The organism is Kitasatospora sp. NPDC059803 (assembly GCF_042732255.1).
Classification (GTDB): domain Bacteria; phylum Actinomycetota; class Actinomycetes; order Streptomycetales; family Streptomycetaceae; genus Kitasatospora.
Genome location: NZ_JBHWIJ010000159.1, coordinates 1,438 through 18,669, shown reverse-complemented (window position 1 = coordinate 18,669; position 17,232 = coordinate 1,438). Strand labels below are relative to the sequence as shown.

Annotated in this window: 14 protein-coding genes; 4 read left to right on the top strand and 10 right to left on the bottom strand. The window is 74.5% G+C overall.

The genetic code is table 11. The features are described from left to right. Positions 1 to 130 precede the first annotated feature (130 nt). Positions 131 to 1,810 (bottom strand): CTP synthase, encoded by a 1,680-nt coding sequence (locus ACFV6I_RS23805; RefSeq protein ID WP_079135937.1) that lies wholly within the window; start codon positions 1,808 to 1,810, stop codon positions 131 to 133. 720 nt (positions 1,811 to 2,530) lie between these two features. Here ACFV6I_RS23805 and ACFV6I_RS23800 point away from each other — a divergent pair. Further along, complete coding sequence (locus tag ACFV6I_RS23800; protein ID WP_063349651.1) at positions 2,531 to 4,537, top strand: glycoside hydrolase family 15 protein; 2,007 nt, start codon at positions 2,531 to 2,533, stop codon at positions 4,535 to 4,537. A gap of 146 nt (positions 4,538 to 4,683) precedes the next feature. On the opposite strand, the gene ACFV6I_RS23795 is transcribed toward ACFV6I_RS23800, so the two are convergent. From ACFV6I_RS23795 to ACFV6I_RS23785, 3 genes are all read right to left on the bottom strand, one after another. Next, complete coding sequence (locus tag ACFV6I_RS23795) at positions 4,684 to 5,862, bottom strand: glycosyltransferase family 4 protein (protein ID WP_063349650.1); 1,179 nt, start codon at positions 5,860 to 5,862, stop codon at positions 4,684 to 4,686. A gap of 234 nt (positions 5,863 to 6,096) precedes the next feature. Next, a complete protein-coding gene (gene recN, locus ACFV6I_RS23790) occupies positions 6,097 to 7,830 on the bottom strand; it encodes a DNA repair protein RecN (RefSeq protein ID WP_079136337.1) in 1,734 nt (577 codons plus the stop codon). An 88-nt stretch (positions 7,831 to 7,918) separates the two neighbouring features. After that, positions 7,919 to 8,626 carry a YitT family protein gene (locus ACFV6I_RS23785; RefSeq protein WP_380427516.1) on the bottom strand — a complete coding sequence of 236 codons (708 nt, stop codon included), beginning with the start codon at positions 8,624 to 8,626 and terminating at the stop codon, positions 7,919 to 7,921. Between the two features lie 132 nt (positions 8,627 to 8,758). On the opposite strand from ACFV6I_RS23785, the gene ACFV6I_RS23780 reads away from it, so the two are divergent. Next, positions 8,759 to 10,258, top strand: coding sequence for a PLP-dependent aminotransferase family protein (locus tag ACFV6I_RS23780; protein ID WP_363374210.1), 1,500 nt, complete (start codon positions 8,759 to 8,761; stop codon positions 10,256 to 10,258). Positions 10,259 to 10,277: 19 nt separating this feature from the next. Here the strand turns inward: ACFV6I_RS23780 and ACFV6I_RS23775 are convergent, their stop codons facing one another. The 4 genes from ACFV6I_RS23775 to ACFV6I_RS23760 form a co-directional block, all read right to left on the bottom strand. Beyond that, on the bottom strand, positions 10,278 to 11,186 hold the full coding sequence (locus ACFV6I_RS23775) for an NAD kinase (protein WP_063349647.1): 909 nt from the start codon (positions 11,184 to 11,186) through the stop codon (positions 10,278 to 10,280). Positions 11,187 to 11,279: 93 nt separating this feature from the next. Continuing rightward, entirely contained in the window at positions 11,280 to 12,137 is an 858-nt protein-coding gene (locus ACFV6I_RS23770) for a TlyA family RNA methyltransferase (RefSeq protein ID WP_380427514.1), read from the bottom strand. Beyond that, positions 12,134 to 12,322, bottom strand: a complete 189-nt coding sequence (locus ACFV6I_RS23765; protein ID WP_380427512.1) for a hypothetical protein — start codon at positions 12,320 to 12,322, stop codon at positions 12,134 to 12,136. Before ACFV6I_RS23765 ends, ACFV6I_RS23770 begins: the two co-directional genes overlap by 4 nt. Further along, positions 12,306 to 13,214, bottom strand: a complete 909-nt coding sequence (locus tag ACFV6I_RS23760) for a histone H1-like repetitive region-containing protein (RefSeq protein WP_380427510.1) — start codon at positions 13,212 to 13,214, stop codon at positions 12,306 to 12,308. Before ACFV6I_RS23760 ends, ACFV6I_RS23765 begins: the two co-directional genes overlap by 17 nt. A gap of 177 nt (positions 13,215 to 13,391) precedes the next feature. Here ACFV6I_RS23760 and ACFV6I_RS23755 point away from each other — a divergent pair, with 177 nt between their 5' ends. Further along, a complete protein-coding gene (locus tag ACFV6I_RS23755; RefSeq protein ID WP_063349643.1) occupies positions 13,392 to 13,739 on the top strand; it encodes an SCP2 sterol-binding domain-containing protein in 348 nt (115 codons plus the stop codon). Between the two features lie 125 nt (positions 13,740 to 13,864). On the opposite strand, the gene ACFV6I_RS23750 is transcribed toward ACFV6I_RS23755, so the two are convergent. Both ACFV6I_RS23750 and ACFV6I_RS23745 read right to left on the bottom strand, forming a co-directional pair. Further along, positions 13,865 to 14,902, bottom strand: a complete 1,038-nt coding sequence (locus tag ACFV6I_RS23750; RefSeq protein ID WP_380427508.1) for an HAD-IIA family hydrolase — start codon at positions 14,900 to 14,902, stop codon at positions 13,865 to 13,867. A gap of 134 nt (positions 14,903 to 15,036) precedes the next feature. After that, positions 15,037 to 15,636, bottom strand: coding sequence for a tetratricopeptide repeat protein (locus ACFV6I_RS23745; RefSeq protein ID WP_380379772.1), 600 nt, complete (start codon positions 15,634 to 15,636; stop codon positions 15,037 to 15,039). A 92-nt stretch (positions 15,637 to 15,728) separates the two neighbouring features. Here ACFV6I_RS23745 and ACFV6I_RS23740 point away from each other — a divergent pair, with 92 nt between their 5' ends. Beyond that, positions 15,729 to 17,099 (top strand): DUF1015 family protein, encoded by a 1,371-nt coding sequence (locus tag ACFV6I_RS23740; protein ID WP_079135935.1) that lies wholly within the window; start codon positions 15,729 to 15,731, stop codon positions 17,097 to 17,099. Positions 17,100 to 17,232 lie beyond the last annotated feature (133 nt).

The window sequence follows — 17,232 nt, the reverse complement described above, 5'->3', positions numbered from 1 at the left end:
GCCGGCCCCCCCGAGAGCGCCCTCAGTATCCACCCCCCACACCTAAGCACACCCACCACACCACCCCCCCCCCCCGCCCCGCCCCCCCCCCCGCCCCCCCCCCCCCCCGCACGGGTCAACGACCGACGACTTACTCGGCCGCGGTGGTCTTGATCTCGATGGCGGCCTTGACCAGGCCCGCGAACAGCGGGTGCGGGCGGGTCGGGCGGGACTTCAGCTCCGGGTGGGCCTGGGTGGCCACCAGGTACGGGTGCACCTCGCGCGGGTACTCGACGTACTCGACCAGGTCGCCCTTCGGGGAGAGGCCGGAGAACTGCAGGCCGGTCTTCTCCAGGTCCGCGCGGTAGGCGTTGTTGACCTCGTAGCGGTGGCGGTGGCGCTCCTCGACGTACTGCTCGCCGCCGTAGACCTCACGGACGATCGAGCCCTCGGCGAGCTTGGCCGGGTACAGGCCCAGGCGCATGGTGCCGCCCAGGTCGCCCTTGCCGTCGACGATGGCCAGCTGCTCGGCCATCGTGGAGACGACCGGGTGCTTGGCGGCGGCGTCGAACTCGGTGGAGTTGGCCTCGGGCAGGCCGGCCAGGTTGCGGGCCGCCTCGATGACCACGCACTGCAGGCCCAGGCACAGGCCGAGCAGCGGGACGCGGTTCTCGCGGGCGAAGGTGATGGCGCCGACCTTGCCGTTGACGCCGCGGTCGCCGAAGCCGCCGGGGATGCAGATCGCGTCCACGTCGCCGAGCTGCGCCCGGGCGCCCTCGGGGGTCTCGCAGTCGTCCGAGGTCACCCACTTGATCTCGACCCGGGCGTTGTTGGCGAAGCCGCCGGCACGCAGCGCCTCGGTCACCGACAGGTAGGCGTCGGGCAGGTCGATGTACTTGCCGACCAGGGCGACCTTGACGATGTGCTGCGGCTCGTGGACGCGGCGCAGCAGGTCGTCCCAGGTGGTCCAGTCCACGTCGCGGAACGGCAGGTCGAGCCGGCGCACCACGTAGGCGTCCAGGCCCTCGCCGTGCAGGACCTTGGGGATGTCGTAGATCGACTTGGCGTCGATCGCCGCCACCACGGCCTCCTCGTCCACGTCGCACATCAGCGAGATCTTGCGCTTGATGGCCTGCGGGACCTCGCGGTCGGCGCGCAGCACGATCGCGTCGGGCTGGATGCCGATGTTGCGCAGCGCGGCGACGGAGTGCTGGGTGGGCTTGGTCTTCAGCTCGCCCGAGGGGCCGATGTACGGCAGCAGGGAGACGTGCACGAAGAACACGTTGTCCCGGCCGACCTCGTGGCGGACCTGGCGGACGGCCTCCAGGAACGGCAGCGACTCGATGTCGCCGACGGTCCCGCCGACCTCGGTGATCACCACGTCGACGTCCTCGGTCGCCATCCGGCGGATCCGGGACTTGATCTCGTTGGTGATGTGGGGGATGACCTGGACGGTGTCGCCCAGGTACTCACCGCGTCGCTCCTTGGCGATGACGGTGGAGTAGACCTGGCCGGTGGTGACGTTCGCCGAACCGTGCAGGTTGGTGTCCAGGAACCGCTCGTAGTGGCCGATGTCCAGGTCGGTCTCGGCGCCGTCGTCCGTGACGAAGACCTCACCGTGCTGGAACGGGTTCATGGTGCCCGGGTCCACGTTGAGGTACGGGTCGAGCTTCTGCATGGTGACGCGCAGGCCGCGGGCCTTGAGGAGCGCGCCAAGGCTGGAGGCGGTGAGGCCCTTGCCGAGCGAAGAGGCGACACCCCCGGTGACGAAGAGGTGCTTGGTCGTCACGGCGCGGCCGTTCGCTGCCTTGCCGGAATGGGGCTGTGCCAAGAGGGGGCTCCCGTGGGTCGCGTGTCGAAGGTGACGTGGGCGGGATGCTCTCGACTCGCCGAACGACGGGAGGCGGTGCGGTGCACGGCACTCGGGGGGTCGTCGATTCGGCTGGTCCGGGGCGTTTGATCCCACCGGTCCACGGGATACCAGGGTATCAGTGACCCGACCCGGACGCCTTCCGGCCCGCTCGCGGCGCCCCGGGGGCGTGCGCGGGGCGCACCACCGGCGCATCATCCGGCGCAGCCGTCACACCGGTCGCACCACGGCCGGACCGGGCCACTTCGGAGCACTCCGTTCGGGCCATGACAGCCCCTCCACTGGGACCAGGCGGAACTGATCCGTCCGGACCATCCTGCCCGGCGTCCTCGCGATGCACGGCATTTCCGCCGAATTGTGGCGCCACACGAGGCTGCGCCCGCGTGCTTCGCCCCTTTCGTCCGTCGTAAGCTGCACGGACGCATCGCCGACAGCACGAGCACGCGGAGGGCGTGGGAGGTCAGGACACTCCCGGTCCCCGATGCGCGACCGGACCTCCCCGTATTCCAGCTCCTCCCCTCCCACCCCAGGGGCTCGACCGAGCCCCGCGCGGACACTCCAGCAAGGCCCGCCACCACCCTTCGGCGGGCCGGACGTCCCGGGGTGGGCTCCGGCCCCGCAGACCGTTCGCTCCCCCAGATCGCCGATGCGTCGTGACCACATTGCGAACTGGAGATCCACGTGGCCGGCCGTATCGAGGACTACGCACTCATCGGGGACATGCAGACCGCTGCCCTGGTCAGCAGGGACGGGGCGGTGGACTGGCTCTGCCTGCCCCGCTTCGACTCTCCGGCCGTGTTCGCCGGCCTGCTCGGCACCGATGAACACGGCTTCTGGCGGATCGGTCCGGCCGAAGCCGTCGCGACCGAAGTCCCCACCCCCGCGGCACCCCCCACCCCGGCCGCCCCCGCCCTCGGCCTCCCCCGCTTCACCGACACCGCCGATCTGAGGGTCCCGCCGCCCACCGCGGCCGCCCCCGCGGTGCCCGCCGACCGCCGCCGCTACCGGGGCGACTCGCTGGTCCTGGAACAGGAGTGGGACACCCAGGGCGGCACCGTCCGGGTGATCGACTTCATGCCGCCGCGCCCGCTGGCCGGCCGCGACGCCGTCCCCCAGGTGATCCGGATCGTCGAGGGCGTGGCCGGCACCGTCCGGATGCGCTCGGCGGTGCGGATGCGCTTCTCGTACGGGCGCATCGTGCCCTGGGTGCACCGGGTCGAGCAGGCCGGAGGCGGCCACCGCACCGTCGCCGTGGCCGGGCCCGACTCGGTGTGGCTGGACGGCGAGTCCGAGACCTACGGCCGCGACCTGACCACCTACGCCGACTTCACCGTCACCGCCGGCGAGCGGATCGCCTTCGCCCTCACCTGGCAGGCCTCCCACCTGGACGCGCCGAAGGCCCCGGACGCCGAGGAGATGCTCGACGCCACCACCGACTTCTGGCACGAGTGGGCCGCCCAGTGCACCTACCAGGGCCCCTACCGCGAGGCCGTGATCCGCTCCCTGATCACCCTCAAGGGCCTCACCTACGCCCCCACCGGCGGCATCGTCGCCGCCCCCACCACCTCGCTGCCCGAGGACATCGGCGGTGAGCGCAACTGGGACTACCGCTACACCTGGCTGCGCGACGCCGCGATCACCCTCTCCTCGCTGCTGCGCACCGGCTACCGCGACGAGGCCAAGGCCTGGCGCGAGTGGCTGCTGCGCGCCGTCGCCGGCGACCCGGAGAACCTCCAGATCATGTACGGCATCGCCGGCGAGCGCGAGCTCACCGAGTCCTCGCTGGACTGGCTGCCCGGCTACGAGGGCTCGCAGCCCGTCCGGGTCGGCAACGGCGCGGCCGGCCAGCTCCAGCTGGACGTCTACGGCGAGGTCGTCGAGGCCCTGCACCTGGCCCACATGACCGGCCTGGTCCGCAACGACCACGCCCACCACCTCCAGCTGCGCCTGATCGAGTACCTGGAGGACCACTGGCAGGAGCCGGACGAGGGCATCTGGGAGGTCCGCGGCCCGCGCCGGCACTTCGTCCACTCCAAGGTGATGGCCTGGGTCGCCGTCGACCGGACGATCAAGCTGCTGGAGCAGACCCCCGAGGACGCCCCCTCCGACGGCCACCTGGAGCGCTGGCGCGAGCTGCGCGAGACCATCCACCGGGACGTCTGCGAGAAGGGCTACGACCCGGAGCGCAACACCTTCACCCAGTACTACGGCGGCAAGGAGCTGGACGCCTCGCTGCTTCTCATCCCCCAGGTCGGCTTCCTGCCGCCGGACGACAAGCGCGTCATCGGCACCATCGAGGCGATCCAGCGCGAGCTGTCCACCGAGGACGGCTTCGTGCTGCGCTACCCGACCCACGACGAGAGCGGCAACAACGTCGACGGCCTCTCCGGCCACGAGGGCGCCTTCCTGGCCTGCTCGTTCTGGCTGGCCGACGACCTCGCCATGATCGGCCGGGTGCAGGAGGCGCGCGAGCTGTTCGACCGGCTGCTCGCGCTGCGCAACGACCTCGGCCTGCTCGCCGAGGAGTGGGACCCGCGGCTCAAGCGCCAGGTCGGCAACTTCCCGCAGGCCTTCAGCCACGTCCCGCTGATCGACACCGCACTGCGGCTGACCGCCTGCGGCGGCGCCTACCTGTCCGCCCAGCCGGACGGCCTGGCGGCCGAGCGGGTCGAACAGGCGACGGTCTAGCGGTCCGGCGGCCTGGGGCCGGACAGGCCCTAGAAGCCTCTTGAAGATCTTGCTCTGGCTGCCCGACTCACCCCAGATTGCCGGTAAATGTCAATCAGGTCGAACTGGTACAAGCCGGGCGCGCTTTCAACATCTTCATCAGTCTTCTAGTCCCGCTGGACCAGCTCGTCGTAGGTGCTGAGCACCTGGGCGACGGTGGCGGCCTCGTCCGGCCAGGTCTCGGCCTGCTGCCGGCCGGCCGCCACCAGCCGCTCGCGGCCCGCCGGGTCGGCCAGCAGCCCGCGCACCGCCCGGCCGATCGCGACCGGGTCGCCGGCCGGCACCAGCACGGCCGCGTCGCCGACCAGCTCGGGGATCCCGCCGACGGCGGTGGCGACCACCGGCACGCCGGCCCGCATCGACTCCTGCACCACCAGCGAGCGGGCCTCCCAGCGGCTGGCGACCACCACCACGTCGGCGGCCGCCAGCAGGTCGGGCACGTCGGTGCGGAAGCCGAGCAGCCGCACCGGCAGCTTCTCGGCGGCGACCCGCTCGCGCAGCCCGGCCGCCTCCGGCCCGTCCCCGGCGAGCAGCAGCAGCGGCTCCGGGTCCAGCACGGACAGCTCGCGGGTGGCGTCCAGCAGCAGCCCGAAGGCCTTCTGCGGGACGAGCCGGCCGACCGCCAGCACCAGCGGCCGGTCCGGGCCGTCGCCGAGCAGCGCGGCGCGCGCCGCGGCCCGGTCGAGCCGGCCCTCGGGCATCGGCGGGGCGGCCACCGGGCCGAGCCGGGCATCGGTGGCGCCCAGCTCCCGGGCCCGGGCGACCAGGTCGGAGGAGGCGCCGAGGACGAGGTCGGCGGCGCGCGCGACCCGGCGCTCCATCAGCCGCTGCAGGCGGCGCTCCAGACCGGTGGCCAGCAGCGCGTGGTGGGAGGTGACCACCAGCGGGGTCTCCGGGCGCAGGCCCGGGAAGCGGCCTGCGGTGCGCAGGGCGAGGTCGGCGAGCAGCCCGGCGCGCAGCCCGTGCGCGTGCACCACGTCGGCGCCGGTGAAGGCCCGGCGCAGCTCGCCGATCGCGGCGGCGTCACTGCGGGCGCCGGCGGTGGGGGTGATGTCGACGGTGTGGAACCTGGCGCCGGTGCGGGAGAAGCCGAACAGCGCGTCCGTGCCGGCCGGGGCGCACACCGTGACGATCACGCCGTGCGCGACGAGGCCCTGCGCCAGGGAGCGCACGTGGGCACCGATACCGCCGGTGCTGGCGGCCAGGACGAGTACCACGTGCAGCTGCCCCGGTTCTGGGGTGGCAGCGGCGGCCCGGGCGGCGGAATGGTCCACGTTCTCTCGCATCCGACTCGATCAGGTTCGCGCGCCGCTTCGCGAGGGTTGCCCGTCGGCGGCGCTCGGGACTGGAAAGCCAGTGTCCAGCCGCCACCATGCCAGGTCGGCGGCCCTCTTGGACAGTCGGCGCCACCGGGGGCGCGTCGCCTTCCGTCCGCAAGGGCCACCCGGCCCTGTCGGCGGGTCGGACGCCCCGGCCAGGGCCTGTCGCAGCAGGTCCAGCCGAGGGTTGCCGGACCCGCGTTAGCGGTGGCGCGGGGCCCGGGCGGCGGCCAGCAGTTCCTCGGCGTGGGCCCGGCCGAGCTCGGAGTCCTCCAGGCCGGCCAGCATCCTGGAGAGTTCGCGCACCCGCTCCTCGTCGTTCAGCACCTTGACGCCGCTGCGGGTCACGGTGCCGTCGTTGGTCTTCTCCACCACCAGGTGCCGGTCCGCGAAGGCGGCGACCTGCGGCAGGTGGGTGACCACCACGACCTGGGCGGATTCGGCCAGTTTGGCCAGCCGGCGGCCGATCTCGACCGCGGCCTTGCCGCCGACGCCCGCGTCCACCTCGTCGAACAGGTAGGTGGGGACGGGGTCGGCGCCCGCGAAGACCACCTCGACGGCGAGCATCACGCGGGACAGCTCGCCGCCGGAGGCGCCCTTGGCGATCGGGCGGGGCTGGGCGCCGGGGTGCGGGGCGAGCAGCACCTCGACCTCGTCCACGCCGTGCGGGCCGTAGGCGACGGTGCGGCCGTCGACCTCGATCCCCGACAGGTCGTCGACCTGGGCGATCGAGAAGGTCACCCGGGCGTGCGGCATCGCCAGTTCGGCGAGTTCGGCGGAGACGGCGTCGGCGAAACGCCCGGCCGCGGCCTGCCGGGCGCCCGACACCTCGGCCGCCAGCTCGGCCAACTCGGCCCGCAGCGCGGTCTCCTGGGCGCCGAGCTGGTCGATCCGGTCGTCGTCGCCGTCGAGTTCGGCGAGCCGGGCGGAGCCGGCCTCGGCCCAGGCGAGCACCTCGGCGAGGGAGTTCTCCGGGCCGCCGTACTTGCGCAGCAGCTGGGCCAGGACGGCCCGGCGGTCCTCGACGGCGGCGAGCCGGACGGGGTCGGCGTCCAGGTCGTCCGCGTAGCCGGCCAGGTCGCCGGCCACGTCGGCGAGCAGGTAGCCGACCTCGTTGAGGCGGTCGGCGAGGCCGGCGAGGCGCTCGTCGTGGTGGCGCACGGCGTCCAGGGCGCGGCGGGACTGCGCGAGCAGGGTGCCCGCGTCCAGTGCCTCCGGGTCGGCCGGGTCGCCGGCCAGGGCGGCGTGGGCGAGGGTCGCGGCGGAGGACAGCGCGTCGGCGTGGCCCAGCCGCTCGGCCTCGGCGGCCAGCTCCGTGTCCTCGCCGGCCACCGCCTCGGCGGCGGCGATCTCGTCCAGGCCGAAGCGCAGCAGATCGGCCTCCTGCGCGCGCTCACGGGCCCGGGTGGTCAGCTCCTCCAGGGTGGCCGAGACCTCGCGCAGGCTCCGGTAGGTCTCCCGGTAGCGGGCCAGCGGCTCGGCCACCGCCTCGCCCGCGTAACGGTCCAGCGCGCCGCGCTGGCGGGCCGGGCGCAGCAGCCGCTGCTGGTCGGTCTGGCCGTGCACGGCGATCAGTTCCTCGCCGAGTTCGGTGAGCAGCCCGACCGGGACGGCCCGACCGCCGACGTACGCCCGGGAGCGGCCCTCGGCGGAGACGGTCCGGCTGATCAGCAGGGCGCCCTCGTCCAGTTCGGCCCCGGCCTCGGCCGCGCGGATCGCCGCCGGGGAGCCGGGGGGCAGCTCCAGCCGGCCCTCGACGACGGCGCGTCCGGTCCCGTTGCGCACCAGGCCCGGGTCGGCGCGGCCGCCGAGCAGCAGGCCGAGGCTGGTCACGACCATGGTCTTTCCGGCGCCGGTCTCACCGGTCACGGCGGTGAAGCCGGGGGCGAGTTCGACCACCGCGTCGTCGATGACCCCAAGATCCCGTATCCGCATCTCGTCCAACACGGAGACGACCTTACGAGGTTCCACCCCCGGCGCGCGACGAGCGGCAACGCCGCGCGGCAACTCCGCGCCCGGAAGTTCACCCCTTCCGGGGCGTTTGCCCGGGTCCCGGCACCGTGCACCACGGCAGGAAGATCTGCACCAGCGGGCCGATCGCCAGTGCGTACGCGACCGTGCCGACCCCGGCGGTGCCGCCCAGCAGGACGCCGGCGACCAGTACCGTCACCTCGATGCCGGTGCGGATCAGCCGCAGCGAACGCCCGGTGCGCCGGTGCAGGCCGGTCATCAGGCCGTCGCGCGGGCCCGGGCCCAGGCGGGCACCGATGTAGAGGCCGGTGGCCAGGCCGTTGAGCAGGATCGCGGCGGCCATCAGCGCGATCCGGGCGGGCAGCCCGTGCGGGCCGTCGACCAGCCGCAGCGTGAGGTCCATCGAGGCGCCCAGCACCAGCACGTTGGCGACGGTGCCGACGCCCGGGCGCTGGCGGATCGGGATCCACAGCAGCAGGACCAGGGCGCCGCAGATGGTCACCCAGGTGCCCACCGAGAGGCCGGCGACGCGTTGCAGGCCCTGGTGGAAGACGTCCCACGGGTCGAGGCCGAGGCCGGAGCGCAGCATCAGCGCCATGCTCGCGCCGTACAGGTAGAGGCCGACGGCGAGCTGCGGGATCCGGCGGCCCAGGGCGTGGGTGTCGCCGAGCACCCGGGCGGCGAGCGGGGGCCGGGCGGCCTCCGGGGCGGGTTCGGGCGTGGGCGTGGTCGTGGGCGTGGTCGTGGTCGTGGTGGCCATCGGGCGCTCCTGCGGGTGGTGCTGCACCCCGGGCGGCCCCGGCGGTGGCGGACTCGACGGCCGCACTGCCATGATGGTCAGGCCAATAGAGCCCGCTCCAGGGCCAATTTCGAGCAAGTGGACTGATCAGCCTTGGCCGACTGGCACACCACCGTCACCCCGCCCGCGCTCGCCCGGCTGCTCGCCGCCGCCCGGCTGCCCGAGCCGGCCACCGCCCGCCGCCCCGCCTACCGGACCCTCGCCGGGCAGATCCGGCTGCTGGTCACCGAGGGCCGCCTGCCGGTCGGCGCCCGGCTGCCCGCCGAGCGCGAACTCGCTGGCGCCCTGGAGCTGAGCCGCACCACCGTCGCCACCGCCTACGAAACCCTGCGCGCCGACGGCTACCTGCTCAGCCGCCGCGGCGCCGGCAGCTGGACCACCCTGCCCGAGGGCGCCCCGCCGCCCAGCGACGCGCTGCACCCCGTCCCCCCGGACGAGCAGGGCCGCACCCTGGACCTCGGCGTCGCCGCCCTGCCGGCCCCGCAGCCCTTCCTCGGCGAGGCCGCCGTCCGGGCCGTCGAGCAGCTGCCCTGCTACGCCGCCGGGCACGGCCACTACCCCACCGGCGTCCCGGTGCTGCGCGAGGCCCTCGCCCGCCGCTACACCCAGCGCGGCCTGCCCACCACCCCCGACCAGATCCTCGTCACCACCGGCGCGATGGGCGGGCTGCACCTGGTCCAGCGGGCGCTGATCGGCCGCGGCGACCGGGTCGCCGTCGAGGCGCCCAGCTACGCCCACACCCTCCAGGCGCTCCGGATCACCGGCGCCCGCCTGGTGCCGGTGCCGTACGGCTACCGCCCCCAGCCCGAGTGGGACCTCACCGAGTGGCGCGGGGTGCTGCGCGGGGCCGCGCCCAAGGTCGCCTACGTGATCCCCGACTTCCACAACCCGACCGGCGCGCTGATCGGCGAGGAGCAGCGCCGCGAGCTGCTGGCCGCCGCCCGGGCCGCCGGCAGCGTCGTCCTGGTCGACGAGACCACCGCCGAACTCGGCTGGGGCGTACCGGAGTCCGTCCCGCTGCCGCGCCCGATGGCGGCGCTGGACCGCTCCGCCCAGGTGGTCACCGTCGGCTCGGCCAGCAAGCTGCTCTGGGGCGGCCTGCGGATCGGCTGGGTCCGGGCCGCGCCCGCGCTGGTGCGCCGGCTGGCCGCCGACCGGGTCTACAGCGACGTCGGCACGCCGGTCCTGGAGCAGCTGATCGCCGCCGAACTGCTGGGCGAGCCGCTGCCCGCCGTCCGGGCGCACCAGTTGGACCGGCTGCGGGCGACGGCGCACGCCTTCGCCGCCGCACTGCCCGAGCACCTGCCGGGCTGGTCGTTCACGCCGCCGCCCGGCGGGCTCTCGCTCTGGGTGTCCACCGGCGGGCTGTCCGGCGCGGCGCTGGCCCGGTCCGGGGAACGCGCCGGGGTGCGGATCGCCTCGGGCAACCGGTTCGGCTCGGACGGCGCGTTCGAGCACCACGTCCGGATCCCGCTCACCGTGCCGGCCCCGGCCGTCCCCGCCGCCGTGCAGCGGCTCGCCGAGACCGCCGCCCGGGCGACGGCGGGCGGCCGGTACGGGCCGCCCGGCGACACCCCGCCGCTGGCGATCTGACCAGCGGCCTGACGGGCCGTCAGCAGTGGGTGTTCGCCCGCCCGCGCCAACCCGTCACCGGCAGCGCGAACTTGGCCACCAGCCGGTCGGTGAACGGCGCCCGGTGCAGTCTGGCCAGGCGCACCGGGGTCTGCCCCCGGCGGACCTCCACCCGTGCTCCGGCGGGCAGTTCGACCGTGCGCCGCCCGTCGCACCAGAGCACGCCGTGCGGGGTCTTGGGCTGCACCTCGACGGCCAGCACCGAATCCGGCGAGGTCACCAGCGGGCGGGCGAACAGCGCGTGCGCGGAGATCGGCACCATCAGCAGCGCCTCCACCTCCGGCCACACCACCGGCCCGCCGCCGGAGAACGCGTACGCGGTGGAACCGGTCGGCGTCGCGCACACCACGCCGTCGCAGCCGAAGTTGGAGACCGGGCGGCCGTCCACCTCCGTCACCACCTCCAGCATCCGCTCCCGGGACGCCTTCTCGATCGACGCCTCGTTCAACGCCCAGTCCTGGTGCACCACATCGCCGTTGGTGCGGACGATGACGTCGATCGTCATCCGCTCCTCGACCTCGTAGTCGGCGTCGACCACCCGCTCGACCACCACGGCCAGATCGTCCCGCTCGGCCTCGGCGAGGAACCCGACCCGGCCCAGGTTGATCCCGAGCATCGGCAGCCCGTGCTCGCGGGCCAGCTCCGCCCCGCGCAGCAGCGTCCCGTCCCCGCCGGCGACCAGGATCAGCTCGCAGCCGTCCGCCGCGCCCGGCCCCCCGGCCACCTTCTCGACCCCGTCCGGCAGGTCCAGGTCCAGCGCCTCGGAGGCGAGCAGTCTGATCCGGATGCCCGCCTTCAGCAGCCCGTGCACCAGGGCCTCGACGCTGCGCAGCGCCGCCGCCCGGCCGGTGTGCGCGATCAGGAAGACCGTACGTTCTTCATCGCTCATGCCGCTGCCCTCTCCCTCACGCCTGCCGGGTCGCCTTCGGCCCCGGTACGGCCGCGTCACACAGCATGACGGACCGGACGCCCCCACAGCACCCTATCGGGGCCCCTCCGCGACGGCCCGGTCCGCCTCGGCGGGATCCAGCTGCGGGGCGTCCCGGCGCAGCCACAGGAAGTACTCCACGTTCCCGGACGGGCCCGGCAGCGGGCTCGCGGTGACGGCGCGCACGCCCAGCCCGAGCTCCCACGCCTGCCCGGCGACCTGGCGCACCATCTCGGCACGCAGCTGGGGGCTGCGCACCACCCCGCCGCTGCCCAGACGCTCCTTGCCGATCTCGAACTGCGGCTTGACCATCAGCACCAGGTCCGCGTCCCCGGCCGCGCAGGCGGCCAGCGCGGGCAGCACCAGGCCCAGCGAGATGAACGACAGGTCGCCGACCACCAGGTCGACCGGGGTGCCGCCGATCAGCTCCAGGGTCAGCTCCCGGACGTTGGTGCGGTCCATCACCGTCACCCGCTCATCGCTCTGCAGCGACCACGCGAGCTGCCCGTAGCCGACGTCCACCGCCAGCACGCCGACCGCGCCGGCCCGCAGCAGGACGTCGGTGAAGCCGCCGGTGGAGGCGCCCGCGTCCAGCGCCCGGCGGCCCTCGACCACCAGGCCCTGCGGGACGAAGGCGGCGAACGCCCCGGCCAGCTTGTGCCCGCCGCGCGAGACGTAGTCGGGGTCGTTGTCGTCCTTGGCCACCACGACCGCCGCCGAGGTCTCCACCTGGGTGGCCGGCTTGGTCGCGGTGGTGCCTCCGACGGTCACCCGGCCGGCCGCGATCAGCTCGGACGCGTGCTCACGCGACCGGGCCAGCTTGCGGCGGACCAGCTCCGCGTCGAGTCGGCGTCGTGCCACTGCCACTGGTGTTTCAGCTCCTACGAGTCCTACGGGTCGTTCCAGGGTCATTCCTGGTCGAGCGCGGCCAGCGTGTCGGCCAGCCGCTGGTGAACATCTTCGTACACCTCGACGTGTGCCTCGGCCGGGACCCCGTCCAGGGCCTCCAGCCGGACCAGCCCGGCGTCCACCACGGGGTGGCCGGTCGGGGTCTGTTCCACGCCGAGCGGTTCGACGGCTTCAGCTGGTCCGGTCATCGGGCTTCTTCGTGCTGGTGGCCTTGCGGACGGTGGTCTTCTTCGTCGCCGTGCGCTTCGCGGGCGCCTTGGGCTGCGCGGCCGGCTCGGCGGCGGCCTGCTGCGCGGTGGCGGTCTTCTTGACGGCCGTCTTGCGCACGGTCGTCTTCTTGGCGGCCGTCTTCTTGGCCACCGGCTTCTTGGCGGCCGCCTTCTTCGCCGGGGACTTCTTCGCCCCGGCCCGGCCCGCCGCCGGGGTCTGCTCCGTCGAGGCCTTCTCCGCCGGGGCCTTCTCCGTCGAGGTCTGCTCCGTCGCCGGGGACTTCTTCACCGGGGTCCGCTTCGCGGCGGCCTTCCCCGGTAGCGACGGCCGTACCGGCGGGACGGGCGGGTCGACCTCGACCGGCTCGTCCACCTCCACCCGCTCGGCCACTATCGGCTCCCCCGCCGCCGGGGCCGCCGGCTGCTCGTCCGCCCGCTCCCAGCCGCGCCCGAACAGGTCGTCCGCCCGGGGCGCCGGCGTCGGCTCCGCCGCCTCGTCGACCCCGGCCGACCGCACCGCAGGCTCGGCCTCCTCCTCGACCTCGCGCAGCTTGCTCTCCAGGTAGGCGAGCACCACGCCGACCTTCATCACCTGGTCGCCGACCTTCTCGAAGGCCTTCTCCACCTCGCCGCGCGCCACCCCGACGGCCAGGTCCATTCCGGCCCGCCCGGCGGTGACCGCCTCCTCCGCCAGCGTCTGCAGCGTCTTCGCCGACGGCGGGAACTGCCCGCCCAGCCGACGCTCGACCTCGGTGACGTCGACCCCGGTCCGCTCCAGGATCACGGCCGCCGTCCCGACGACCCGCTTGCCGACCTCCTCCGCCAGCCCGGCGGCGACCTCCACCACTCCCCGCACCGTCCTCGGCAGCATCCGGGTGCCTCCTTAGCGCCTGCGCGCATCGCTCCGTCGCCGTCGGTGCCCGGGCCGATCCGGGCACCCCACGGACGACGCTACCGCCAAAACCCGCCTGCGGTACCGTGGCCCGGCAGGGACCATCGCCGTCACCTGCCGCAACCACCAGGAAGCCCAGGGAGGGGAACCACCGCCATGGCCAACGCCGAGGAGTGCCGCGAGGCGCTGGAACAGCTCAGCCGGAACATGGCGAAGTCCACCGGTGACGTCCGCAAGGCGGCCGCCCTCGACCGCTCGCTCAGCTGCCGGATCACCGACCTCGACCTGACCTTCACCGGCCAACTGCGCGACGGCCGGATCCAAGGCCTCGCCTCGGCCTCCGGCGCCCCGGCCGAGAAGGCGGCGATCCGGCTCACCATGAGCAGCGACGACCTGGTCGCCGTGGTCTTCGGCGGGCTCAACTTCGCGTCCGCCTGGGCGGGCGGCCGGATCCGGCTGGAGGCGGGCTTCCGCGACCTGCTGCGGCTGCGCACCCTGCTCTGAACCCGGCCGCCGTGGTCCTTCCCTCTTGGCCCCGAACACTCCGGACCCGAACACTCCGGACCCGACCGCCCTCGCCTTGAGCGCCCTCGCCCCGACCGCCCTCGCCTTGAGCGCCGTGCGGCGACTCAGAACCCCAGCTCGGCCAGGGCCTTGCGCCCGTCGGCCGGTGCGCCGTCCGCGTCCAGCGCCGTCCACGCCGCCGCGCACAGCGCCCGCAGACCGTCCCAGCGGTCCCCGCCGCCGTCCAGCCGCAGCACGCCACCGGCGGCCGACGCGACCCAGCCGCCGCAACCGAAGCCGTCCGCCCCGGTCGTGACCGCCGGGTGCGGCTCCAGCAGCCCGCGCAGGTCCGCCGACAGATAGGTCGGCCGGTGCTCGGCCGGGGCCGCCAGCAGCTGCGTCGGGGTGGTCACCCCGGTGAACACCAGCAGGCTGTCCACCCCGCCGTTGAACGCGCCCTCGATGTCGGTGTCCAGCCGGTCGCCGACCACCAGTGGCCGCCGCGCGCCGGTCCGCAGCACGGTCTCCCGGTGCATCGGCGGCTGCGGCTTGCCCGCCACCACCGGGTCCACCCCGGCGGCCGCCCGCACCGCCGCCACCAGCGTCCCGTTGCCGGGCGCGATGCCACGCGCGGTCGGAATGGTCAGGTCGGTGTTGGAGGCCACCCACGGCAGCCCCTGCTGCACCGCGTACGCGGCCTCCGCCAGCTGCGCCCAGCCGACCGACGGGTCGTAGCCCTGGACCACCGCGAGCGGCTCCTCGGCCAGCGAGCGGACGGCGACCAGCCCGCGCTCGGCCAGTGCTTCCTCCAGCCCCGGACCGCCCACGACCAGCACCTTCGCCCCGGCCGGCACCTGCTCGGCGACCACCCTGGCGGCTGCCTGCGCCGAGTTGATCACGTCGGCCGGCTCGGCCGGCACGCCCAGCCCGGTCAGGTGCTCGGCCACCACCCGCGGCGGGCGGGAGGCGTTGTTGGTCACGTACGCGAGCCGCATCCCGGCCGTCCGGGCGGCGGCCAGCGCGTCCACGGCGTGCTCGATCGCGTGCGGGCCCGCGTAGACCACGCCGTCCAGGTCCAGCAGCGCCGTGTCGTACGCCTCGGTCAACGGCTGCTCGCTGCCGCCGGGGGCGGTCCGTCGCACGGTGGTGGTCGGTGCGGTCATGGCTGCGCTACCTCATTCACTGCGTCGTTCGCTTCCTCGGGTGCCCCCGAGCGGGTGGGCCCTTGAGTTGCCGGGCCCCTGAGTTGGTGGACCCTTGAGCCGGTGGACCCTTGAGCCGGTGGGCCCCGAGCCGATCAGACCTCGTCGTCCGCACCGGCGTCGCCCGTCGGCGCCCCGTCCGGGCCCGGCGGGGGCGCCAGGTACCCGGGTGCCCCAGGCAGCAGCGGCCCGAACGCCCCGGCGCGGGCCGCCAGGGTCGCCCTGGTCTGCCGCAGCGCCGCCTGGTAGTGCTCGGTGCCCGGCCGCATGGCCACGGCCAGCGCCAGGTGCTCGGCGGACGTCTCGAAGTCGCCCAGCCGGGCCGCCGCGACGCCCCACCCGAACTGAGCGTAGTCGTCCGACGGATCGGCCAGCGCGACGGCCCGGAAGTTCTCCAGCGCCGCCGCGTACGAACCGGTGTCGAACTGGGCCCGCGCCAGCGTCTCCCGGATGCTGCGCGACTGCGGCTCGGCCGCCGCCGCCCGGACCAGCAACTGCTCGGCGGCCGCCGCGTTGCCCTGGGCCAGCAGCCTCCCGCCGCGCCGGAACCAGTCGTACACGTCCCCGGTCGGCTCGCCGGAACGCCCCTGCGCCGGCACGCCGCCGTGCACCTGCGCACCCCCGCCACCGGCGCCGTCCAACCCGCCCTGCTCGGCCGGGCCGCTGCCGTCCAGCCGTTCCTGCCCGTCGTCCATGCGGTACCTCGCCCTCGGTCGCACACCCGTCCCACAGGTCAGCACGGGTATTCCGATCTCTCAACAACGCGTACCCGGTTACGATGCCCAGAATGAGCACACCCAGTGCAGAAGACGGAGTCGAGACTCCCGAGGGCGGCCCCGGCGATCCCGGGCACGTCGCCACCGCAGGCCTGTCCCTGTCACCCTTCCAAGGCCTGCGCTACGTCCCCGATCGGGTCGGCGCGCTGGCTGCGGTCATGTCACCGCCGTACGACGTCGTCGACCCCGGCCGTCGGCTCGACCTGGAGACCGCCGACCCGCACAACGTGGTCCGGCTGATCCTGCCCAGGCCCGAGCCCGAGGACGCCGGCGACCGGCCCGACCGCGACACCAAGTACCGGCACGCCGCCCGGCTCCTGGCCGCCTGGCAGCGCGAGGGGATCCTCGCCGCCGACCCGGCGCCCGCGCTCTACGTCTACGAGCAGCGCGTGCCAGCCACCGGCGACTCCCCCGAGCTGCTCCAACGCGGGCTGATCGGCGCCCTCGCGGTGAGCGGTCGCGAGGCCGGCGTGGTCCTCCCCCACGAGGACGTGATGCCGCGGCCGGTCGCCGACCGGGTCGGCCTGATGCGCACCACCCGGGCCAACCTCGAACCGCTGCTGCTCACCTACCGCGGCAGCGGCGGCGCCTCCGGCGTCATCGAGCGGACCGTCCAGGGCGAGCCACTGCTCTCCACGGCCACCAGCGACGGCACCCACCACCGCCTCTGGGCCGTCGCCGACCCCGCCGAGATCGCCGAGATCAGCCGCGACCTCGCCACCTGCCGGGCCCTGATCGCCGACGGCCACCACCGCTGGGAGATGTACCTCCGCCTCCAGCGCGAGCACCGCCACCTGCCGCGCAGCCCGTGGGACCGCGGCCTGGTGCTCCTGGTGGACACCGCCCGCTACCCGCTGCGGGTCCGGGCCATCCACCGGGTGCTGTACCGGCTGCCGGTGGCCGAGGCGCTGGAGAGGCTCGGCGACCAGTGGAAGGTCAAGGAGGTCCCCGGCCCGCTGACCGCCGCCCTCCAGGCCCTCGCCGAACAGAAACGGCACGGCGGCAACGGCTTCATACTGACCGGCGGGGACGGCGTGTACTGGCTGCTCGGCGAGCCCGAGGAGGCACTGCTCGACGCCACCGTGCCGCACGACCGGCCCGAGGAGTGGCGCCACCTGGACGCCACCGTCCTGCACGCCACCCTGCTCGACCGCACCTGGCACGTCCCCGACGGCCCGGACGACATCGGCTACCTGCACACCGCCGCAGCCGCCGAGCAGGAGGCCGCGCGCACCGGCGGCACCGCCGTCCTGCTGCACCCGGTCCGGGAGAGCGTGGTCCGCAGACTCGCCGAACAGGGCGTCACCATGCCGCGCAAGTCCACCTCCTTCGGGCCGAAGCCGGCCACCGGACTGGTGCTGCGCAACCTCGAACTGGGCTAGGTTCCCCCGCCGAAACGCGAAGAGGGGGGGGGGGGGGGCGGGGGTGAGGGTATTTGGTTGGTGGGGGGGGGGGACACTGCGTGGGCTCGCGTTGGTTTGTGTCTCAAATAGACACTCCCCGACAGACATTCTC